Here is a 24423-nt window from a genome sequence, read left to right on the forward strand (position 1 = left end):
ATTTTCTGTTACTTGAATATAATATTGTAATTTTCTGAAAAATGTAATACTATAATGACTCAAAGTAATATTTTTCTAATTGGAGGGGTAAAATGGAAACAATCGTCGGGAAAATTAATGAGATTTTATGGGGACCATGGTTTATTTATGGCATTTTGTTAATTGGGCTCTTTTTTTCGATTATTACACGGTTCCTACAAGTAAGACATATTAAAGATATGTTTGTTTTAATGTTTAAAGGCGAAAAATCAGAAAAGGGGATTTCATCTTTCCAAGCGATGTCTATCGCATTATCTGGTCGAGTAGGTACAGGTAATATTGCCGGTACAGCTACAGCAATCGGGATGGGGGGACCTGGTGCTGTTTTTTGGATGTGGGCAATCGCATTTATCGGTGCGGCAACTGCTTACGTTGAGTCGACATTGGCTCAAATATATAAAGAAGAGAAAGATACAGAATACCGTGGTGGGCCAGCTTTTTACATAGAAAAAGGAATGGGGCAAAAGTGGTTTGCAGTTATTTTTGCTGTTGCCGCATTAGTTGCCATGTTAGTTTTGATGCCGGGTGTTCAATCGAATGCAATTGCGACAGCGGTTGAAAACGCTTTCGATGTTAAGACGTGGATTACAGGACTTATTATTGTCGTATTATTAGGTACAATTATTATCGGTGGGGTTAAATGGATTGCCAATGCTGCACAGATCATTGTACCGTTTATGGCATTAGCATATATTCTGATGGCCATCATCATTATTGCAATGAATATTAAAGAAGTACCAGCTGTATTTTCATTAATTTTTTCTAGCGCATTTGGTGCACATGAAATCTTTGGTGGTATTATTGGCTCCGCTATTGCATGGGGGGTTAAACGCGGTATTTATTCAAATGAGGCAGGTCAAGGGACAGGTGCGCATCCGGCAGCGGCAGCAGAAGTATCTCACCCTGCTAAACAAGGTATTGTACAAGCGGCTTCTGTGTACATTGATACATTATTAATCTGTTCAGCTACAGCATTTATGATTTTGTTTACTGGTATGTATAATGTGCACGATGAAAAAGCAGCAGATGGCGCTGATTCATATGTTTATGTTGGTGATTTCAATAAAGGCGGATTGACTGGAGAAGAACAAATAACATTTGCAAAAAGTATTAAAGAAGGTGCAGCCTTCACACAATATGCAGTCGATTCTTCACTACCAGGTTATGGCGGACCATTCGTAGCAATTGCCTTATTCTTCTTCGCTTTTACGACAATTATGGCATACTACTACATTGCCGAAACAAACGTGGCTTATTTATTCTCAGGAGCTACAGAAAAAGTCGTCATTTGGCTGGCGAAATTTGCAATTTTAATTGCTTCGTTTTACGGTACTATCCGCACATCCGATCTTGCTTGGGCTATGGGGGATGTTGGATTGGGCTTAATGGTTTGGATTAACGTTATAGCGATTTTAATTATTATGAAGCCTGCTATAGTCGCATTAAAGGATTATGAGAAACAGAAAAAAGAAGGAAAAGATCCTGTTTTTGATCCTCGTAAACTAGGCATTAAAGGTGCAGATTTCTGGGTAGATTATAATGAAAAACGTAAAAATAAATAGACTATAACTAGAAAGCTACTAATAGATTTTTATTCTATTAGATAGCTTTTTTGTTTTATAAAAAATTTCTATTGACGGCAATAGAAAAAGAAGGTATATTTTGTCTTAAGGAAATTATCTTTCCTTCGAGAAACTTTTTGGGAGGGGGTGAAAAAATGACCGTGTTCCATTTACCGAAACTATCATATGATTATGATCAGTTGGAGCCCTAGGGATAAGGTCAATCAACGATATGTGGATGCAATGAAACAACAAACACTTTTAAAATCTAACTAAGCTAAGTTAATTAAGGTAATTTGACATGAAAGTAAAGATTAAGTACTCCTCCCTATCCCCCGCGCCATCGGGGGATATTTTCTTTTCTAAATAAAAAGGCATGACTCCAATGCTCTATCGGAATCATGCCTCAAATAAATTACTATATTATCTAACTAACTTAACGAATAATTTTTCATTTTTTCCAAAGCAATCACAAATGGTGGATCATTTTGTTGATTAAGAAACTCGTATTTTAATACATGTACATATTTTTGGGGAAGTTGACTGACATATTCTATCACAGCATCTCGTTCTTCCTTACCTCCCTGATGACCGTGATAAATGACAAGGACAATAAGACCACCGATTTTGAGCAGCTTTAGCAAATCTTCAATCGCTTGTAACGTAGTATTTGGCTGTGTAATGATGTCGTGATTACTACCAGGCAAATAACCAAGATTAAAAATTGCAGCAGTTACTGGCTTGTGGACATAGTTGGCTACTTCTTCATGCCCTCTATGTAAAACAAGTGCACGATGCTCTAAGCCATTATCTAAAAGGCGATGGAGAGTTGCATCAACAGCGCTCTTTTGAACATCAAAGGCGTATACTTGACCTTCATCGCCGACAAGTTGTGCTAAAAACAATGTGTCGTGGCCGTTTCCTGCTGTGGCATCCACTACAGTGTCGCCCACTTCAACTGTATCCTCTATTAGCTGTTGTGCATATTGTAAAACGCGTTGTAGCTTCATTTCGTAACCTCAGCATTATAAAATTTCCCTTGCCAGCTTCCACGGCGTTCAAGCTCAGCATCAATTCCATTTAATACTTCCCATTTATTAACGCTCCACATTGGGCCAATCATTAAATCAATGGGTCCATCGCCTGTGATACGGTGAATAACCATATCTGGTGGTAGAATTTCAAGTTGATCTGCTACAAGTTTTGTATAAACGTCCTGATCTAAAAATTCTAACATGCCTTTTTCATATTGCTTAACCATTGGTGTACCCTTTAAAAGGTGCAGTAAATGAATTTTAATACCTTGTACATCAAGCTTTGCAACTTCACGAGCAGTTTCCATCATCATGTCATAATCTTCAAGAGGAAGACCATTAATAATGTGCGAACAAACTCGAATACCATGTTTTCGTAGTTTTTCAACACCTTCCACATAGGTTGCATAATCGTGGGCACGGTTAATAAGATTTGCAGTTTTTTCATGCACAGTTTGAAGCCCAAGCTCAATCCATAAATAGGTGCGCTCGTTTAATTCAGCTAAATATTCGACTACATCATCTGGTAGACAGTCTGGGCGAGTTGCGATGGATAATCCAACAACACCCTCTTGGGCTAAGGCTGCTTCAAATTTTTCTTTTAATACTGGTAGTGGTGCATGTGTATTTGTATACGCCTGGAAGTAGGCCATATATTTGCCGTCCTTCCATTTTTGATGCATTTTGTCACGTATTTCAGCAAATTGCACCTCGATAGGATCAACTTTGTTGCCCGCAAAATCACCTGAACCTGCTGCACTACAAAACGTACAACCTCCAAAGGCAACGGTACCATCACGATTTGGGCAGTCAAAGCCCGCGTCTAGTGCTACCTTAAAAACTTTATGACCGAATTGCTCACGTAAATATCGATTCCATGTATAATATCTTTTCCGATACGAAAAACATATACATTTCTTGAAAAATGCAGACATCTCCACTGTGACACAACTTATATCTTTCGATTTTCGTTTTGTGTCTTCCTTATTCTACGAGCCTGGTTTCGCCGAAGCTACTGCCATTTAGTATGACTCTCCAAAGGCTTAAATTCCGCAGTATCGTTGCGTACACATCTAAGGTTTAGTGTCAGTTAAATTCCTTAGATTGAGTAATTTGCTAAGTTAATGCTTGCGTTCAAAGCTCTATCCAACTTTAATCCGCAAGAGCAGATATATAATCTGTCTCTTTCAGTTTCGTATCGGATTTGATTTGTCCACAACAAGAACAAATTTTGATGATGGAAACCATCTGTCGGCTTCAACGAATTCAATTCCGTATTTTTGATATTTGTATTGAATTTGCCGTTTGAATTCATATAGCTTTTGCCCGGCTACCGCCTTCGCCAGATGTTTATTTTTCATCATACCTTTTACATTTAAATTTGTTCCATTACAATACGAGATGGCTTGGTTTTCACAATCTCATTAGAACACTGATGTAAATGATTTGTTCGAATCGCCTTTTGCTTCCATTCTTCTTAGCGTTACAACATTTACACCAACATGTTTAGCAAATTTCCCAACGGACATTCATTCCATGCGTACCACCTCTCTTTCACTATGATAAAATCACATTACCCTATTTAGAGAGGTTGTTAACATTTTTATATTTGTATATATTTTTCTTGTTCACACGAAGGCGCAACCCTTCATGCAGTCTTTCTCTCACGAGTAGACCTCTTATGCTTTCACATAAGCGCAGACTATATCTTCATCTTATCTTCTAATAAGAGCCACATTTTTCTTCCGCCATTCGCTTGCGGTTTTACTCTCCCTCAAGGAGATAGTCGTTGAACGTCTTCCTTGTCTCATTAGAGATTTAGGAGTTTCGCTGCTAAACATCCATTGCCAAAGCACTTAGCGCCACCGTTTTCCGTTGTCACGATGATCCTTTACGGACACTGAGTAATTTTTTTCAGCTTATGCCATCCTTATTGTTTTTTCTGCTTTCGCACCGTTACGTCTGCCGTTTCCAGCTCCGCGTTGGTCACAAGGCTTTAGGAGTTAAAAGCAATTAACGTGGAGTTCGCACCAATCGCTTGATACGAAGGGTATTCTGTTATAAATCTATGCTTCTATACAGGTTTGTATAGGTTTGTCTAAATTTGTTGTAACAGTATAGTTACCCATCTGAAGGAAAAGGAAAGTTTGTTTCTGTCATTTATTTCACTCCTCTAACACTATATATTATCACGTGCTAGTGCTTCCGTCATGAGGGAAGAATTTAATATTATGTGAATGACCTGAGCGAATGATGAGGGAAGCCAAGCGAAAAGTACATCGACCGGAGTAAATCATGAGGAAGGCCGAAAAAAACTACACAAAAAATATTCTAAAGCCTATGTAAAAAGAGTAAATTTATTTTTCTTGTACTTTTGTATTTTTCAACATAAACTAACTATTTAGAGTAGCGAAATAATGGAGGACATTCTATGCCAAAAAGTGTTTGGTTTTTAATTATCGGAATGCTTGTGAATACGACGGGCAACTCGTTTTTATGGCCTTTAAACGCCATTTATATGCACGATTATTTAGGGAAGTCACTTGCGATGGCGGGCTTTGTGTTGATGTTGAATTCTGCTGCGGGCGTATTAGGGAATCTCTTAGGTGGTTATTTATTTGATAGAATAGGTGGCTATAAATCAACAATGTTGGGCATTCTTTTGACGATTGCCTCATTAATTGCTTTAACGATTTGGCACGGCTGGCCACATTATGTGTGGATTTTAACGATTCTTGGCTTTAGTGGAGGTATTGTTTTCCCAGGAATGTTTGCTTTAGCTGGAACTGCGTGGCCTGAGGGTGGACGAAAGGCCTTTAACGCAATTTATTTAGCTCAAAATTTAGGAGTAGCAATTGGTCCTGCACTTGCCGGCGTTGTTGCTGATTATAAATTTGACTACGTCTTTAAAGTCAACTTAGCTATGTATATTTTGTTCTTTTTTATAGCGTTTTTTACTTTTAAACGATTAGAAGCGGGGAGCATTGCACCGAAGAATGTCGTGGGTGAAAGTAAGCGAATTATAAATAAAGCGCCGTTTTATGCATTATTAATTATAAGTTCTTCCTCTGTACTATGTTGGCTAGCTTATTCACAATGGAGTGCGACTATTTCTTCCTATACGCAAGATCTAGGATTAGGATTGAAACAGTACAGCTTACTTTGGACTATTAATGGTCTACTTATTGTTTTAGGGCAACCGCTAATTGCGCCGCTAGTAAAACGTTGGGAAAATAAATTGAAGCGTCAATTAGTATTTGGCGTTATCCTTATCGCAATATCCTTTGGAATCATTGCATTTGCAAGTGATTTTAAAATGTTTGGAGCAGCGATGGTTGTGCTAACTTTTGGTGAAATGTTTTATACGCCTGCTTTACCTACCATCGCCAATCAGCTTGCACCAAAAGGACGTCAGGGCTTTTATCAAGGAATTATTAATAGTGCAGCAACAACTGGTCGTATGATTGGACCTCTATTTGGTGGTATTATGGTCGATCAGTTTGGCATGATTGTACTCGTATTAATCCTAGTAATTATAGTATTGTTTGCGATTATTCCATGCCTTATCTATGATTATCCTTTACGAAAGAATAAAACAGTGACAGATTAATAGTTGAATTTAACAAAAATATTTTCAAAACGAGCAAAAACTGTGTGGGAAACACGTTTTTTGCTCGTTTTTTTTTGTTTGATATTGAAAGTTAACATATATTAGCGTACAATCTATCATACATATTCAAATGTTTGAATATATGAATATGATACTTGGAGGGATTTATGTGGAAGAGGGCTTGCAGCAATTTAAGGCAGATTTTTTTAAAGCTTTAGCACATCCATTACGAATTAGAATTCTAGAATTACTAGTAGATGGTAAAAAAAATGTCAATGAAATTCAAAGCTGCTTAGAAAAAGAGGGCTCAGCTGTTTCTCAGCAATTAAGTGTATTACGAGGCAAAAATATTGTGCATGGGACGAAAGAGGGAAAAAAAGTTTACTATTCTTTAAGCGATCCGATGATTGGAGAATTACTTGGTGTTGCAAAAGATATTTTCAACAATCACTTAATAAATACAATTTCAAGATTAGAAGAAATGACTATTAACGAAAATAATGAAGAGGATATGTAAAATTTGTAAACGGAGTTCTTATGAAACATTTACCTTGCTTATTATTATGAAGGGAAGATTTATAGATGAAGTCACTGTTTACAGGGCGATATGAAGGATATTCTGTTCATCATTTGAAGAAAGATTTAATCTCAGGGATTATTGTCGGGATTGTAGCAATACCACTGGCAATGTCCTTTGCTATTGCGTCAGGTGTTAAGCCTGAGTATGGAATATATACAGCTTTTATTGCTGGAATACTTATTTCTCTTTTTGGTGGTTCGAAGTTTCAAATCGGAGGACCTACAGGTGCGTTTGTGCCAATTCTGTTAGGGGTAGTCATTTCATATGGCTATGAAAACTTACTTATCGCTGGATTAATGGCCGGGATTATTTTGTGTTTAATGGGCTTGTTTAAGCTTGGCTCATTAATAAAATTTATCCCACGTCCTGTGACAATAGGTTTTACAGCAGGAATTGCAGTTATTATCTTTACAGGCCAAATTGCCAATTTTTTAGGTTTGACTAATATAAAAAGACATGAGTATTTTATTGACAATGTAAAAGAAATTGTTCTGCATATTGGTACGACAAACTTTTATAGTATTTTAACGGCAATCATTAGTCTCATCATTATTTTAATAACACCGAAAGTTTTACCCAAAGTTCCAGGGGCGTTAGCAGGCATTGTTGTTTCTACATTAGTTGCAACGTTCTTTTTTTCTGGACAAGTTGCTACAATCGCAACGGCCTATGGTCAAATTCCAAATACATTACCTAAATTTGCAATTCCAGATATCACTTTAGAGCGAATTCAGCTACTTATTGGACCAGCGTTTGTGATTGCCATGCTTGGTGGAATTGAATCACTTCTATCTGCAGTTGTAGCAGATGGAATGACAAATACAAAACATAATAGTAATCGAGAACTTGTTGGTCAAGGAATCGCTAATATCGTCACTCCTTTCTTTGGAGGGATCCCTGCAACAGGGGCTATTGCTCGTACTGCGACAAATATTAAAACAGGTGCAGTATCACCAATATCAGGTATTATTCACGGTGTATTTGTATTAGTCACTTTATTATTATTGGCGCCCTTTGCTTCACATATTCCATTAGCAAGTATGGCTCCAGTTTTAATGGTTGTAGCTTGGAATATGAGTGAGCAAAAGCATTTTGCGCACATCGTTAAATTAAAATCAGGAGATTCCCTCGTTTTAATCATTACGTTTCTTCTTACTGTTTTTACAAGTTTAACATTAGCTGTAGAGGTAGGGCTTGTATTAGCAGTTGTATTATTTGCGAAGCGTATGAGCGAAAAGCTTGTAGTAACAAAAGTATTACCAGACCATTCGTTAAAGAGCGGAAAGATGCAATCACATGTTGTTCATCAGAAGCGTGACTGTCCACAAATTAGTATTTATACAATTGAGGGCCCACTTTTCTTTGGTGCAGCCCAAACTTTTGAGCAGGCAATTGTAAGTTCTATTCATCAACAACAAAAAGTTTTGATATTACGCATGAGTAAAGTTCCTTTTATGGATTCAACTGGTGAGGCATATTTCGGTAATATCATTCGGAATTTTGAAGCACAGGGTGGCACCATTTTAGTTACAGGTGTGCAAGATGAATTGAAATTAGCACTACAAAACAATGGCTTATATGCTGAAATTGGTGAAGAGAATTTCTATCAGCATACAGGAGAGGCGATTAATAAAGCTTTAAGCTATTTAGATACAAATAAATGCATTGGATGTCAGCATTTTGCTTTTCGTGAATGTCAGGAATTATCCCGCGTTAACGGGCAGTAAGTTATCTGGAAGATAAACTGCCCGTAAACGCCCGATTGGTGAAGACTAATAAGCAGTGGGGATGGAGAAAATCCCCACTGCTTAAAGTTTCACTTTATCCCGCGTTAACGGGCAATAAGTTATCTGGAAGATAAACTGCCCGTAAACGCCCGATTGGTGAAGACTAATAAAGCAGTGGGGGATGGAGAAAATCCCCACTGCTTAAAGTTTCACTTGATCCCGCGTTAACGGGCAGTAAGTTATCTGTACCGAAAGCGAAGCGTCAGGTACAAATCTCCCGCCTCAAAATTTTAGCGAAAGCAAAGAAGTTAGGTAGGAGATGCACTGTCTGAGAGATCATTATAACCATCCCCACAATTTTATTCGTTATTGTGACATGAGTGTCTTTAGACAAATCGTCATTCTGTCATAAAACGCTTTCATTTTACTATAGTTAATAAGAATACGCTTTTAACTTCTTTCAGCGGGTGTCCAAACATCCGTTGAAATAGCATATTTCAGAGGGGTATGATCATGGCAGAAATGTTCCTTATGAATTAATATAGTTATGAAAGTGTGAATACGAATAGGCTGCGAATAATGTAACAGAACTTACGGGGGAGGAATAAAAATGAAAAAAATTATGAATCAACCTGAAACACTCGTTATGGAAATGTGCAATGGGATGGTTATGGCTCATCCGGAACTTGAGTTGTTAAAAAAATATAAAGTAATTAAGAAAAAAGAAATGAATGAAAATAAGGTAACTTTAATTAGTGGTGGCGGTAGTGGACATGAACCGGCACATGCAGGGTTAGTAGGAAAAGGAATGCTGGATGCAGCGGTGTGCGGTGACGTCTTTGCTTCTCCTTCACAAATACAGGTATATCAAGCAATTAAAGCAACAGCCAGTAAAAAAGGTACACTGCTCATTATTAAAAATTACAGTGGGGATATTATGAACTTTAAAAATGGTGCTCACCTAGCTACTGAGGATGGCATTCAAGTAGAGTATGTCCGCGTTGATGATGATATTGCAGTGGAGGATAGTCTTTATACAGTAGGACGCCGCGGCGTTGCGGGAGTTGTGTTAGTGCATAAAATCGTTGGTGCGGCAGCAGAAGAAGGTATGGATTTGCTGCAGGTCAAAGCTGTAGCGGAAAAAGCAGCGACAAATGTTCGAACAATTGGTCTAGCACTAACTTCCTGTACGGTTCCGGCTAGTGGATCACCAACTTTCAAATTGGGTGAAGATGAGATGGAATATGGCGTCGGTATTCATGGAGAGCCAGGAAGAAAACGGGAAAAAATGATGACTGCAGATGAATTAGCCTTCCGTATGACAAATGACCTTATGAAAGATTTAGGACTAGATGAAGATGCTGAAATTGCTGTTTTAGTAAATGGTTTCGGCGGTTCACCGCTTCAAGAACTTTATCTGTTTAACAATGCAGTGACTAGAGAGTTGAGTAAAAGAAATATACGAATCAATAGAACGTTTGTCGGCAATTACATGACAAGTATTGATATGGCTGGGATTTCTCTAACAGTAATGAAACTAGATGATGAGCTGAAAACATTACTATCGAAAGAATGTAATACACCTGCATTTAAAGTAGATGGACCAGTCGAGAGTGTAGAATACGTAGATATTAATGACCACGTAGAAGAGAAGCAAGTTTTCTTTGAGACGGAAACAGCGGAAGAACACGCTATCATCAAGAATGAGGTAATCACATTAAATAATATGATTTATCTTGTAGATAAAATGAGCGGAATTATTATTAAGAACGAAGTGCCTTTCTGCGAATTGGATACCCATGCAGGTGATGGTGATTTCGGAATGAGCGTTGCTAAAGGTTTCAAGCAATTAAAACGAGAATGGAGCTCGATTCTAGGTCAGGAACATTTAAATATTGGGACTTTCCTTGATGCGTGTTCTATGATAATTATGGAACATTGCGGAGGAGCTTCTGGTCCAATTTGGGGCGGGGCTTTCCGAGCTGCAGGTAGAGCTGTAGAAGGAAAAATGAAATTAACAATCGGAGAGTTCGCTGAAATGTTACAAGCTACGCTTAAAGGTATACAATCTATCGGAGAACGCTCTTTCGGAAGAGGGGCAGAGGTAGGCGATAAAACACTTGTAGATGCGCTTGTACCTTGTGTAAATGCTTGGTCAGAAAGCGCTGCAGCTGGTGTGGATTTTAAAACAGCTTTTGAAAAAGGAGCCGAGGCTTCTGTTAAAGGAGCAGAATATACAAAAGAAATCGTTGCTCGAATGGGCCGTGCTGGTACAGTTGGTGAAAGAAGCCTAGGTTATCCGGACGCTGGTGCTTATGCGCTAGGGGTTATTTTTACGGAGCTTTCTCGTAGTTTAAAATAGATGCAGTCTAACAAATAGGGATTGAATTGTTCAAAAATGGGTAGTATGTAAACAAAGTCTTGTGCTTTTCAGTACTTTCCATTAGAATAAATGCAATACATGTAAAGACAATGATGAGGAATAGTAAATTTGTGGTTCTTTTTAGAGAGCTAGCGGTTGGTGGGAGCTAGTAGGAAAGCAAATTGAACTCGCCTTCTGAGTCTGCCCGCGTGAAAATAGCGCGTGCCGTTCCTTCCGCGTTAAGGAAGCTAGAGCCGAGTGTGATCACTAATGTGGGTGGTACCGCGGGAGATACGAATTCTCTCGTCCCTTTCTGACAAAGAAAGGGACGAGTTTTTTTGTTTTTTAAATATTTTGTCAATTCTTAAGGTGAAAAGCATGACACATTTAAAGGAGGAAAAATAATGAGTTTTAATCATCAACAAATCGAAAAAAAGTGGCAACAATATTGGGCTGATAATAAAACTTTCAAAACTGAAAATGAAACAGAAAAACCAAAATTTTATGCGTTAGATATGTTCCCATACCCATCTGGTGCAGGCCTTCATGTAGGACATCCAGAGGGCTACACAGCAACAGACATCCTTTCACGCTTCAAGCGCATGCAAGGCTATAACGTCCTACATCCTATGGGTTGGGATGCATTCGGTCTACCAGCTGAACAATATGCACTTGATACAGGAAATGACCCAGCAGAATTTACAGCGAAAAATATTGCGACATTCAAGCGTCAAATTCAAGAGCTAGGCTTTAGCTATGATTGGGATCGTGAAATTAACACAACAGATCCAGAATATTATAAATGGACACAATGGATCTTTATCCAACTTTATAAAAAAGGCTTAGCCTATGTAGATGAAGTAGCTGTAAACTGGTGTCCAGCACTTGGAACAGTACTGGCAAACGAAGAAGTTATTGATGGAAAGTCAGAGCGTGGTGGTCACCCTGTAGAACGTCGTCCAATGAAGCAATGGATGCTTAAAATTACTGCCTATGCTGACCGTTTAATCGATGACTTAGAGGAAGTTGATTGGCCAGAGTCTATTAAAGATATGCAACGTAACTGGATTGGTCGTTCGGAAGGTGCAGAAGTAACATTTAGTATAGATGGCACAGATGAAAACTTCACAGTGTTTACAACTCGTCCTGATACGTTATTTGGTGCTACATACTGTGTTATTGCACCTGAGCATAAATTAGTGGAGCAAATTACAACTGCTGATCAACGACAAGCTGTTGAAGCTTATTTAGATAAAGTAAAATTGAAATCTGATTTAGAGCGCACAGATTTAGCAAAAGAAAAAACAGGCGTATTCACAGGTGCCTATGCAGTGAATCCGATTAACGGTAAAAAAATGCCGATTTGGGTTGCGGACTATGTATTAATATCATATGGTACAGGTGCTATCATGGCGGTTCCAGCACATGATGAGCGCGACTATGAATTCGCAACAGAATTTGGTTTAGAAATTATTCCTGTCCTTGAAGGTGGAGACATTAGTAAAGAAGCATTCACAGGAGATGGTAAGCACATTAACTCTGACTTCCTTGATGACTTAAACAAAGAGGACGGTATTGCTAAGGCTATTGAATGGCTTGAGGAAAAAGGCGTAGGGGAGAAGAAAATCTCTTACCGTCTTCGCGATTGGTTATTCTCTCGTCAACGTTACTGGGGTGAGCCAATCCCAATGATTCATTGGGAAGATGGTACAACGACGCCAGTACCGGAATCAGAATTACCATTAATGCTTCCAAAAACAGATAATATTCGTCCTTCAGGCACTGGTGAATCGCCATTAGCGAATATCTCTGAGTGGGTAAATGTTGTTGATCCTGAAACAGGCAAAAAAGGTCGACGCGAAACGAACACAATGCCACAGTGGGCAGGTTCTAGCTGGTACTTCATACGTTATATTGACTCAACAAATAAAGAAGCAATTGCAGATCCTGAGTTACTGAAACGCTGGTTACCAGTTGATATTTATATCGGTGGGGCAGAGCATGCAGTATTACACTTACTATACGCTCGCTTCTGGCACAAAGTATTATACGATTTAGGTGTTGTTCACACGAAAGAGCCATTCCACAAATTATTTAACCAAGGGATGATTCTTGGTGAAGGTAATGAAAAAATGTCTAAATCAAAAGGCAATGTCGTTAACCCTGATGAAATTATTTCTTCACACGGTGCTGATACTTTACGTCTATATGAGATGTTTATGGGTCCACTTGAAGCATCTGTTGCATGGTCAACAAATGGCTTGGATGGGGCACGTCGCTTCTTAGATCGTATTTGGCGTCTATTTGTCAATGAAGATGGAACAATCTCTACGAAAATTCAAGCTTCTGATGACAAAACACTTGAAAAATCATATCATCAAACTGTGAAAAAAGTGACAGAGGATTATGAAGGTATTCGCTTCAATACAGCTATTTCACAAATGATGGTATTCATCAATGATTGCTACAAAGTGGATGTTATTCCAACGGCTTACGCTGAAGGTTTTGTAAAGATACTAGCTCCAATGGTTCCACACGTTGCTGAAGAGTTATGGCAGATATTAGGTCATGGCGAAACACTTTCATATGCGCAATGGCCAACATATGATGAGTCTAAACTTGTTGATGATGAAGTGGAAATCGCAGTTCAGGTTGCCGGCAAAGTACGTGCAAAAATCATCGTAGCGAAAGATGCTTCAAAAGAAGAAATCGAAAAAGTAGCACTTGCAGATGACAAAGTACAAGAGTATATGGCAGGCAAAAACTTAGTAAAAATTATTGTCATTCCAGGTAAGCTTGTTAATATCGTCGTTAAATAAATGAAGGAAACAAACATTTACATGCTTCTATAAAAGTTAAGATTACTTGTTACAGAACTGGAGTCTTAACGGAAGCACTCTAGGTGGTTGGATCATTTCACAATATGATGAAAGACAGAATCAATTTTGGTTCTGTCTTTTTTCAATTTTATCGATGTTTATTAGTCGCGGAGTGGAGAATGGGCGCTCCTTGAGGATCAGCAATAGAGGAACGAAGGCTAAAACCATCACATCCTGTGATAACGCCTTCGTGGCCAACATCGTGTTGGCCCGAGACTCTGGAGCGCAAGCGAGTAGGGGGACGAAGGCTAAAAGCATCACGTCCTGCGATAACGCTTTCGTGACTAACATCGTGTCGCTGTCGCTACGTTAGCACTACGCTTTCGCGCAAAAAAATCTGTTAGCAGCGCCAGATCGTACAGCTGCAATATGTGTGTTTTTAGCTGTCTTCATGATGAGTTCTATTGTGATTGACTATTATTATGGGCATGAAGAAAATAGACATTATATATCAATTGGTTCATTTATTGCACTAGTGCCAATAATTATTGTATATTTTATTTATTTTTTATAAAAAAGGAAAGAGATGCTCGAATTATTCCAGAGCATTTCTTTTTAATATATGACTAGATTAATTGAGAACTTTGTTTTGAAATATGTAATTAAGAAGAGAAATTGTAACAATGACAATCGTCTAACATTGGCGGTCTTTAATTAAATACATGTCTTTATAATAGGGACCAAAGTGATGATTGAGATGTTAAAACAACAAATAATAAAATTAAAATTATATAAAGACTGTGTTGGTATTTACATGAATAAACCTATAATGGTATTTTGTTCTATCAACAATAGTGGCTAAAAGTACTTTTTTACTTGTGTGCTATAGTAAATGTTTTTGTTATAACTTATTGGTTTAGTTGCTTTTAAGTTTAAAAAGCATTACTAGCCATAGTCTAAAAAAATGTGCAGGATTCATTTTAAATAAAAAAATATATATTTGAATAATAAAAATGAGTAGGTAATGATTATTCGTTTTGAAATATGCACAATATGTATTGGGTTTATTTAATTGGATACCCATTAAAAGTAAGGTGTGTCTTGTGATATTGTTTTTTAGTTCCTTTTTACATGAAAGAAATTCATTAATTTAAGTCTTGAAATTCTCTTCTATTCTAAAAAATTCTACATAATGAATGTTTGTTTCAGTTCTTTTAGAGAAATCCAAAGAAATTTTGAAAGTTAGAAAAACTGGAATATACATTGAATGTATGTGAAGATATGCACAAAATTAATTATATCAAGATAATTTATGCGAAGTTGAATAATAGAGTGGAAAAATAATTTTAGCTAAAAAATGTTGTGGTTTTTGTTTAATAAACATCTATTTACTTAGAGGCTGTAGGGTTTTCGCTATAAGAATACTAGGGTGAAAAATAAAATACTTTTTGGAGAAATAATATTTTTTTAAAAAACATCTTGCATTTGAATAATTCTAAGTGTTAAATTGTTTTACATGGACGTTCATAAAACTTTCACAGGTAGCAAAAGAGGGGAGAAAAGAGAAATTATGAATAAAAATAGATGGTTAATTGCATTATCCGCAATCGCTATTCACCTTTCGATCGGTGGAGCATATGCATACAGTGTATACAAGCTACCGATTGTCACAGAAATGGGATGGAGTGAAACAAACGTAACGGTTGCTTTCACAATAATGATGGGGCTTGCTGGTTTTTCAGCAGCGTTATTTGGTAACTTAGTAGAAAAAATGGGGCCACGTAAATCTGCAATGATAGCAGCTGTTCTATTTGGGGCAGGACAAGCTGGTGCGGGTGTAGCGATTTCAATGGATTCCGTAACATTGTACTGGTTAACATATGGTTTACTAAGTGGATTGGGTATGGGTATTGGTTATATTGCGCCTGTATCGACATTAGTAAAATGGTTCCCGGATCGCCGCGGTTTAGCAACAGGTATGGCTGTACTTGGATTTGGTTCAGGGGCACTTATTACAGCGCCAGTCGCAGCTAACTTAATGGAGGCTGTGGGTATTTCTACAACGTACTTTATTTTAGGGGCAAGTTATTTCACGTTAATGATTTTAGGGGCTTCATATATAGCACCGCCTGCACCTGGTTATATGCCAGCGAATATGAAGGCTGCTGCAAATAATGGTAAAGAAGTAGTGAAAAAAGATTTAGCTGTCATGTCAGCACGTGAAGCTGTGAAAACTAAGCATTTCTGGATGCTTTGGTCGATGCATTTAGTAAACGTAACAGCAGGTATTATGATGATTTCTGTTGCATCTCCAATGGCTCAAGAAATTGTAGGATTATCAGTTGCGGGAGCCGCAGCAATGGTAGGAATAATGGGATTATTTAATGGTGGTGGTCGTTTAATATGGGCTGCTGTGTCTGACTATATTGGTCGTTCGAACGTCTTTGTAATTTTCTTTATCGCACAGCTAGTTACATTTATCGTCTTACCACATACAACAAACGTTATTATTTTCCAAGCACTTATTTTCTTAGTTGTTAGTTGCTATGGTGGAGGTTTCTCGAATCTACCTGCATTTGCAAGTGATTTATTCGGTACGAAACAACTTGGGGTTATTCATGGTTATTTATTAACGACTTGGTCATTAGGTGGTATTTTCGGCCCGCTTTTAGTGAGCACAATTAAAAACTCTTATGGAAGTTATATTCCAGTATTCTATGTGTTTACAGGTTTAATTGCAGTTTCATTAATTATTTCATTAACTTTACGTGCAGATGTACGTAAACGAACAGCATTAAAAGAAGCTTCTCAAAAGGTTGGAGACGTCTCCGCTACACAATAAATTATACTTTCAATTCGCACTTGAAGGTATTGGCCATATGAGTGTCATTTCGCACATGACGCTTGTATGGTCTTTTTTTGTAGCTATTGTTATATAACACTTTATTAATCTCTGTTTAATGTATAACAGTCGATGTCTGATGTCAATATCATTATGGTAAATAAAGTGATTTCGCTACCAAAAGAGAAATTTTGTAACGGAAAGCAAATGAGAGGTTCATTTTCAAGAGAGCGACCTAAAACTGGTTTTTTGTCACTCTCTCTAAAAGCTAGTTTTTTAATGAATAGAAGAGTCACCTAATAATTCAATTGTTCGTTTTTATCACTTCTTTAATTCGATTGAATCTTTTCATATGTTAAAACGTATATAAAATAAATAAGGAGGCAATGTGATATGGGGAAATTTTCTTTAAATGAATTTATCAATAAAACACAGCAAGACGACAACGAAAATGAATATTTCGAGTTAGAAACTGAGCGTGTATTAGAGGTCAACCTAAATGGCGAGGTTTGGTCGAAAATGGGCGCGATGATTTCTTATATAGGAGATATAAAATTTGAGCGTGAGCGTGTGCTGGAGCATGGCCTCGGTAAAATGTTTAAAAAAGCATTAACCGGCGAAGGTACACAACTTATGAAAGCGAAAGGTAAGGGGCGACTTTATTTAGCCGATCAAGGGAAAAAAATAACGGTCTTCGATTTAAAGGATGAAAGTATTTGTGTAAACGGCAATGATTTACTTGCCTTTGAGCCAAGTATTGATTGGGATATTCATTTAATGCGTAAAATGGCAGGTGTCATGTCAGGTGGGTTGTTTAATGTAACCTTACAAGGAAGAGGGAAGGTAGCTATCACAACTCATTTCGAACCGTTAACATTGTTAGTGAAGCCTGGTGAAACGGTCTATACTGACCCGCATGCCACAGTAGCATGGTCAGGTAATCTGGCACCAGAGTTTAAAACAGATATTAGCTTCCGAACATTTATCGGTCGTGGTAGTGGTGAATCCATTCAAATGGCGTTTTCAGGTGAAGGATTTGTCATCATTCAACCATTTGAGGAAGTATATATGTCTAAAGATAGTTAAAAAAGCGTGTCCGCATTTTCAGGACACGCTTTTTATATGATAAGAAGTACTCTAATCGCTGATAAAAGATTTAGAATCGCTGATAAGTCGTTGAATATCGCTGATAAAAGACTAGAAATCGCCGATAACTCCCGAAAAATCGCTGATAGAGGTCCGAGATACCCGAGTATATTACAGTCCTGCGTTCATCCCTGCAATACGTCCAGTAACGAGCGCAGACGTTATATTATAGCCACCCGTGTAGCCATGAATATCAAGGATTTCTCCGCAGAAAAATAAACCAGCCTTTTTCTTCGAAGCCATTGTCTTTGGTTCAATCTCTTTTACAGAGACGCCACCTCCAGTGACGAATGCTTTTTCAAGGGATTGCGTACCACTAACTGTCATTGTGAAATTAACGAGTAGTTTAGCTAAATTGCGGATTTTTTCCTGTGATAATTCAGCACCTGTCAATTGTACATCAATGTCTGCACGTTCACATAAAAATAGAAGCCAGCGTTCAGGTGTAATTCCTTTCCAAACATTTTTCACCGCTTTTTTTGGATCTTCTTTAATGAGTCTGTTTAAATATTGTAGGCACGTTTCTTCATTATAATCAACAAGAGTTTGAATACGCATTGTCACAGGCTCGTAACCTGTTTTCATTAATTCTTTTACGACAAATTGACTACAGCGTAAAACAGCAGGACCGCTTAATCCGAAATGCGTAAAGAGCATGTCCATTTGATGTGTTACGAGCACCTTGCCCTTTTTGTTTAATACAGAGACCGCAACATCTCGTAACGCAAGCCCCTGTAGCTCACGAGCTTGAATAAAATCCTCTTTTGATAGAACAGGAACCTCAGTAGGGAAAAGAGTTGTAATTGTATGGCCAGCACGCTCTGCCCATGGATAACCATCTCCTGTTGAGCCTGTTTGTGGAACAGCTTTCCCACCAACGGCAACGACGACTGTCTCACTACGAATTTCTGTGCCATCTGTAAGGCGTACACCGAGAATTTTGTCCTCATCCATTAGAAGCTTATTAACGGGTGTGTTTAAGCGTACTTCAACATGTAGCCTCTGAAGCTGACGAATAAGTGCATCTACAACATCTTGCGCGCGATTAGATACAGGGAACATACGCCCATGATCCTCCTCTTTTAATGCCACACCAAGTCCTTCGAAAAATGCGATAATATCTTCGTTATTGTAAACCGTGAATGGGCTGTAAAGAAAACGACCATTTCCAGGTATGTGCTTGACTATTTCTTCAACGGACAAACGATTTGTGACATTACAGCGACCACCGCCTGAAATGGCCAATTTTTTGCCGAGCTTTGTCCCTTTTTCTAGTAATAATACTTTCTTTTTACGCTCTCCAGCAGCGACAGCGGCCATTAAACCAGATGGGCCACCACCGATAACGATAACATCGTACATATATATAAACTCACTTTCTCTTCAAATTAGGAATCTTTCCTATTATACATGAAGTCTATATAGAGGGGCTTCTTTCACATTGAAAATAAAACAAAAGTATTTTATAATTTCTTATCTTCTACTTTAAGTAGCTCGTCACCAAAAGTTGGGAATGACATAAATTAAAACTTTTGCTATATATATAAGTTGATTGTAGTGGAGACTGGGCGACTCCTTGGGGATCAGCGTCACAGATGAGACCCTGGAGCGAGCAACGCGAGTGAAGCGGCTCATCGGACGCCCCCAGGAAAGCGCCCAGTCGGAACGGAAATCAACCCCACGTTATGGTGAAGAGCTTACACTGTAAGTTTAGATGGAAAATTAAAGTGTTTTTAAGTGAGATAAAGTGCTCAGGGTTGAACGAATAATCGGTGTAGAATAACCTCACTGATGAAAGTTTTGCTTTATCTGTATTGTCTGCATGAAATGAATGTCTTTTCATGCTATTATGGTAAAGGTTATGCACTAAATTATGAGGTGAAAAATAGAATGTGCGGATTTATAGGCTATATTAATGGAACAAATGTGATCGATCATCATCAAACGATCGAAAATATGATGAATACAATTATTCACCGTGGACCAGACAGCGGTGGGATTCACAGTGATGATAAAGTAACGTTAGGATTCCGTCGATTAAGTATTATCGACTTATCAGACGTGGCAAATCAGCCATTGTACAGTGCGGATGGTAACATCGTTCTCGTATTTAATGGAGAGATATTTAACTTCCAAGAGCTACGTGCTGATTTGATTGAAAAAGGTCACAACTTTAAAACACACTCTGATAGTGAAGTTATTATTTATGGTTATGTTGAATACGGAGTAGAATTTGTCAAAAAGCTTCGCGGAATGTTCGCATTCTGTATTTGGGATAAAAAGAATGATTTACAATTCATCGCTCGTGATGGCTTTGGTATTAAGCCGCTGTATTATACAGAAAACACAACAGATGGTACTTTTATTTTCGGTTCAGAAATAAAATCATTTTTACTACACCCAGCATTTATTAAAGAATTAAATAAAAATGCGCTACGTCCTTATTTGACGTTCCAATATTCTTCAATGGACGAAACGTTCTTTAAGGGTGTGTACAAATTACAACCAGCACACTATATGCTTATTCAAAATGGACAAAAGCAAATTGTGCAGTATTGGGATAAAAAATTCCATGCAAAAGAAGCTCCAATTGAAAAATATGTAGAAGACATTCGTACGACTGTAAGTGAATCAGTAGACGCGCATCAAATAAGTGATGTAAAGGTTGGTTCTTTCTTATCAGGTGGTATTGATTCAAGTTATATTACTTCATTATTACGCCCTGATAAATCCTTCTCAGTCGGTTTCTCTGACTACGAGGATATGTTTAATGAAACAAATTTAGCAAAAGATTTATCTGACACATTAAATATTCAAAATGAGCGTAAATATATTTCGGCAGATGAGTGTTTTGAAGCATTACCAAAAATTCAGTGGCATATGGACGAGCCACAATCGAACCCATCTTCTGTACCGCTTTATTTCCTTTCGGAGTTAGCGTCGAAGGATGTAACAGTAGTACTTTCAGGTGAAGGTGCGGATGAAATTTTTGGTGGCTACTCATGGTACCAAAACTCTGGTAAAATGCAAAAATATGAGAAAATCCCATTTGGTATTCGTAAAGCGTTACGTGGTATAGCAGAGGCGTTACCTAAAAATCAATATTCGAACTTCCTTGTTAAAGGTGGTCAAACAGTAGAAGAACGCTTCATTGGGGAAGCGGTTGTATGGGACGAAGAAGATGCATTAAATGTATTGAAGCCAGACTATAAAAATGGTCCATCTGTAAAATCGATTACAAAACGTATTTACGATGAAGTTCCAGGTGATGATGATGTTACTAAAATGCAGTATCTTGACTTAAATCTTTGGATGCCAGGCGATATTTTATTAAAAGCAGATAAAATGAGTATGGCTCATTCTATAGAATTACGTGTACCATTTTTAGATAAAGAAGTGATGGAATTAGCGAAAAACATTCCATCAAAATATCGTGTAAATGACATTGATACGAAATATGTTCTTCGTCAAGCTGCGCATCAGGAATTACCTGAAGAATGGGCAAAACGTCCAAAGCTTGGCTTCCCAGTGCCAATTCGTCACTGGCTACGTGAAGAAAAGTATTATAAGATGGTAAAAGAAATGTTTACAACTGACTTTGCCAATGAATTCTTTGATACAAAACAATTAGTAGGCTATCTAGATGAGCACTATGAAGGAAAAGCAAATCGTGGACGTTATATTTGGACAGCTTATGTGTTCTTAGTATGGTATAAACAATTTTTCGTAGATATGTAATAGAGAAGTAGCTTTAATCGGTGGGGGTTTTCGTAATCTCCACCGATTATTTTGAGCCTTCTACTTTTAGTAGGGAGGACCAGTCTCTATTTTTTATGGAGCTTCTAGAACTTTTTAATGTATTTCTGCGTCTGTATACCTATAAATATGTTAAGATTACAGTTGGTTTACTTATTTAATACTTTGCGATTATGTGCTTTCTAGTTGTTTTGCTGAATTTTTTATTGACGGTAGTATTAAGGTTTGAACAGTAAAGAAAGCTATTTTTATATGACTGCATTTGAAACAATCCTGTAAAAGTGCTCGGGTAGCAGAAGAAAGTGCTCAGGTACCCAGTAAAAGTGCTCGGGTAGCAGAAAGAGCTCTCAAGAAGCAGGTTAAACCTCGAATTTTTTGAAAAACGCCTGCTCTACTTGTGCTGAAATAAGCATATTTAACAGCAAATATTTTATAAGTGTTACGATAATGAAAATATTGATTTTACGATGAATGGATGGGTACGATGTCCAATTTAATGAAAGGTACCGCGATATTAACAATGGGAATGTTTTTATCAAAGGTGCTCGGATTAATTTATATTTTTCCTTTTTATGCGATTGTGGGTGAGGAAAATGTTGCCCTCTATCAATATGCATATATTCCCTATTCGATAATGCTAGCAATAGCCATCTCAGGTGCGCCAATTGCTGTATCCAAGTTTGTTTCTAAATACAATGCAATGGGTGATTACCAATCAGGACGCAAGCTTATGAAATCAGGCATACTTATAATGATGTGTACGGGGTTAGCGGCATTTATTGTTCTCTTTATGTTAGCTACGCCAATAGCGGGTCTTGTTATAAAAAGTGATGAACAGGCATTTACGGTAGAGCAAATTGCTTCGGTTATTCGTTGGGTTAGCTTTGCGTTAATTGTCGTGCCATTTATGAGCCTTTGGCGTGGATTTTTCCAAGGCTATGACAAAATGGAGCCTACAGCGGTTTCTCAGTTAGTGGAGCAAATTGTTCGTATTGTTGTGTTACTGGGTGGTTCATTCTTAGTTGTGGTAGTTTTCAATGGGAAACCAGAAACGGCTGTTTCCTTTGCAGTATTTGCTGCCTTTATTGGGGCAATTGGTGGGTTGCTAGTACTTTATTATTATTGGAAGAAATATCAACCTGAATTTGATTTGCTGCGCAGTCAAAGTGTGACGTCTACGCAGCTACCAATGTCCAACATATATAAAGAAGTAATTACGTATTCGATTCCAATGGTGTTTGTAGGCGTAGCTAATCCATTATTCCAATTAGTAGATATGCTAACATTTAATGGAGCTATGATATCTATAGGCTTAGCGGAAGTAACGGATAAGTATTTATCAATGATTAACTTTACAACACAAAAGGTTGTCATTATCCCAGTAATGTTAGCTACAGGTTTTTCGTCGGCACTAGTACCGACGATTACAAAATACTTTACTCAAGGTGAATATTTATCGCTCCGACATGCAATGGATAAAACATATCAAATATTAATTTTTATTACATTGCCTGCGGTAGTTGGAATTTCATTGTTATCGAATGAAATATACTTTATGCTTTATACTGAAAGTGAGATGGGGGCTATGATTTTAGCCCATTATGCACCTGTTGCTATTTTATTTGCATTATTCCAAGTAACAGCCGCTCTTTTACAGGGCATTGACTTCCAAAAGTGGATTGTCTTTAGCTTATTAACTGGAATTTTCGTCAAGCTAGCGATTAACATTCCGTTAATTCGTTGGATGGAGGCAGATGGCGCACTTCTTGCTACAGCTATTGGCTATAGTGTTTCAATTATCATTAATATGCTTGTGCTACGAAAGGCACTGAACTACAAATCAGAAATGGTTATTCGTCGTGTCATGCTCATTTCTCTTTTGACAGCGGCAATGGCGGTAAGTGTACTAATCGTTCATAAACTTTTAGTGTTATTAATGGGACCAGTAAGTGGTAAATTCTCTGCATTAGTTTATTCTGTTATTTGTGCTGGAGTAGGTGTAGCAGTATATGGCTATCTTTCTTTACGCCTAGGCTTAGCACAAAAACTTCTCGGTGAACGATTGACAAGAATTACGAACAAACTGGGATTTAAATAGGAGGTACTAATGCGATTAGATAAATTACTATCGAATATGGGTTACGGGTCACGCAAGGAAGTTAAGCAGCTTCTAAAGCAAAAAGCAGTGACTGTGGATGGGGCATATGTGAAAGATGCAGCATTACAAGTTGACCCTGAAAAGCAGGAGGTCTCCGTATTTGGTGAACGTGTTATATATACAGAATTTGTATACTTTATGATGAATAAGCCTCCTGGAGTTATTTCTGCAACGGAAGATTTACGAGATGAAACTGTCATCGAGTTGTTAGAGCCTTTACATCAACATTTCCAGCCTTTCCCAGTAGGTCGCCTAGATAAAGATACAGAGGGATTATTGCTGATAACAAATGATGGCATATTAGCACATAATTTATTGTCTCCTAAAAAACATGTGCCGAAGGTTTACTATGCACAAATAGAAGGAATTGTGACTGAGGAAGACTGTGAGAAATTTGCTCAAGGTGTTGAGCTAGACGATGGTTATGTAACAAAACCAGGAGAGCTCATCATATTAAAATCTGCTCAGCAATCAGAAATTGAGTTAACGATCCAAGAAGGTAAGTTTCATCAGGTGAAGCGTATGTTTGAAGCTGTTGGTAAACGTGTAACGTATTTAAAACGCCTATCGATGGGAAGCCTAAAGCTAGATGATAGTCTAGCTTTAGGTGAATATCGAGAATTAACCGCTGAAGAGCTAGCCTGCTTACAAAATAGGGATTAAAGAATTCCTCGATGCTAACGACGATTAGTGTCGAGGTATTTTTTATATACATACTTATACCAGTAATAATATAATTAATATAACTTTTAGTGAAAAGCCATTTAGTCTATCGTACTAATAAATCT

The 24423-nt window shown here is 37.7% G+C and carries 14 protein-coding genes, 2 pseudogenes and 1 other annotated feature; of the genes and pseudogenes, 11 read left to right on the top strand and 5 right to left on the bottom strand.

All coding sequences use genetic code 11. The features are described 5' to 3' along the window. Positions 1–92: 92 nt before the first annotated feature. On the top strand, positions 93–1601 hold the full coding sequence (locus ABH968_RS14715) for an alanine/glycine:cation symporter family protein (RefSeq protein WP_370045041.1): 1509 nt from the start codon (positions 93–95) through the stop codon (positions 1599–1601). A 431-nt stretch (positions 1602–2032) separates the two neighbouring features. Here the strand turns inward: ABH968_RS14715 and mnmM are convergent, their stop codons facing one another. From mnmM to ABH968_RS14735, 4 genes and pseudogenes are all read right to left on the bottom strand, one after another. Continuing rightward, positions 2033–2611, bottom strand: a complete 579-nt coding sequence (gene mnmM, locus ABH968_RS14720) for a tRNA 5-(aminomethyl)-2-thiouridylate-methyltransferase MnmM (RefSeq protein WP_370045043.1) — start codon at positions 2609–2611, stop codon at positions 2033–2035. Beyond that, entirely contained in the window at positions 2608–3570 is a 963-nt protein-coding gene (mnmL, locus tag ABH968_RS14725; RefSeq protein ID WP_370045163.1) for a tRNA modification radical SAM protein MnmL/YtqA, read from the bottom strand. The genes mnmM and mnmL overlap by 4 nt, the downstream gene beginning before the upstream one ends. 164 nt (positions 3571–3734) lie before the next feature. Then, positions 3735–4091: pseudogene (locus tag ABH968_RS14730) on the bottom strand (RNA-guided endonuclease InsQ/TnpB family protein); the annotation flags it as partial. Then, a pseudogene (locus tag ABH968_RS14735) lies at positions 4090–4164 on the bottom strand (IS607 family transposase); the annotation flags it as partial. The pseudogenes ABH968_RS14735 and ABH968_RS14730, both read right to left, overlap by 2 nt. A gap of 902 nt (positions 4165–5066) precedes the next feature. On the opposite strand from ABH968_RS14735, the gene ABH968_RS14740 reads away from it, so the two are divergent. The 7 genes from ABH968_RS14740 (at position 5067) to ABH968_RS14770 (ending at position 17661) form a co-directional block, all read left to right on the top strand. Further along, the gene (locus ABH968_RS14740; RefSeq protein ID WP_370045045.1) at positions 5067–6245 is read left to right on the top strand and encodes an MDR family MFS transporter; all 1179 of its coding nucleotides are present in this window, start codon (positions 5067–5069) and stop codon (positions 6243–6245) included. Between the two features lie 169 nt (positions 6246–6414). After that, positions 6415–6762 (top strand): ArsR/SmtB family transcription factor, encoded by a 348-nt coding sequence (locus ABH968_RS14745; RefSeq protein WP_370045046.1) that lies wholly within the window; start codon positions 6415–6417, stop codon positions 6760–6762. Between the two features lie 65 nt (positions 6763–6827). After that, a complete protein-coding gene (locus ABH968_RS14750) occupies positions 6828–8552 on the top strand; it encodes a SulP family inorganic anion transporter (protein WP_370045048.1) in 1725 nt (574 codons plus the stop codon). A 610-nt stretch (positions 8553–9162) separates the two neighbouring features. Further along, a complete protein-coding gene (gene dhaK, locus ABH968_RS14755; RefSeq protein ID WP_370045050.1) occupies positions 9163–10914 on the top strand; it encodes a dihydroxyacetone kinase subunit DhaK in 1752 nt (583 codons plus the stop codon). A gap of 101 nt (positions 10915–11015) precedes the next feature. Beyond that, positions 11016–11228 (top strand) — a binding site (T-box leader). Positions 11229–11318: 90 nt separating this feature from the next. Further along, entirely contained in the window at positions 11319–13733 is a 2415-nt protein-coding gene (gene leuS, locus ABH968_RS14760) for a leucine--tRNA ligase (protein WP_370045052.1), read from the top strand. Between the two features lie 1570 nt (positions 13734–15303). Continuing rightward, a complete protein-coding gene (locus ABH968_RS14765; protein ID WP_370045054.1) occupies positions 15304–16575 on the top strand; it encodes an L-lactate MFS transporter in 1272 nt (423 codons plus the stop codon). A gap of 393 nt (positions 16576–16968) precedes the next feature. After that, a complete protein-coding gene (locus ABH968_RS14770; protein ID WP_053485054.1) occupies positions 16969–17661 on the top strand; it encodes an AIM24 family protein in 693 nt (230 codons plus the stop codon). A gap of 171 nt (positions 17662–17832) precedes the next feature. Here the strand turns inward: ABH968_RS14770 and ABH968_RS14775 are convergent, their stop codons facing one another. Further along, complete coding sequence (locus tag ABH968_RS14775; protein ID WP_370045056.1) at positions 17833–19083, bottom strand: BaiN/RdsA family NAD(P)/FAD-dependent oxidoreductase; 1251 nt, start codon at positions 19081–19083, stop codon at positions 17833–17835. A gap of 528 nt (positions 19084–19611) precedes the next feature. Here ABH968_RS14775 and asnB point away from each other — a divergent pair. The 3 genes from asnB to ABH968_RS14790 all read left to right on the top strand — a co-directional run bounded on the left by asnB (position 19612) and on the right by ABH968_RS14790 (position 24298). After that, positions 19612–21459: an asparagine synthase (glutamine-hydrolyzing) gene (gene asnB, locus ABH968_RS14780; protein ID WP_370045058.1), complete on the top strand. Its 1848-nt coding sequence runs from the start codon at positions 19612–19614 to the stop codon at positions 21457–21459. A 502-nt stretch (positions 21460–21961) separates the two neighbouring features. Further along, complete coding sequence (locus ABH968_RS14785) at positions 21962–23575, top strand: putative polysaccharide biosynthesis protein (protein ID WP_370045059.1); 1614 nt, start codon at positions 21962–21964, stop codon at positions 23573–23575. Between the two features lie 9 nt (positions 23576–23584). Then, positions 23585–24298 (top strand): pseudouridine synthase, encoded by a 714-nt coding sequence (locus ABH968_RS14790; RefSeq protein WP_370045061.1) that lies wholly within the window; start codon positions 23585–23587, stop codon positions 24296–24298. Positions 24299–24423: the final 125 nt, after the last annotated feature.

Origin of the sequence: Lysinibacillus sp. RC79, assembly GCF_041262405.1 — a bacterium.
Lineage (GTDB): Bacteria > Bacillota > Bacilli > Bacillales_A > Planococcaceae > Lysinibacillus.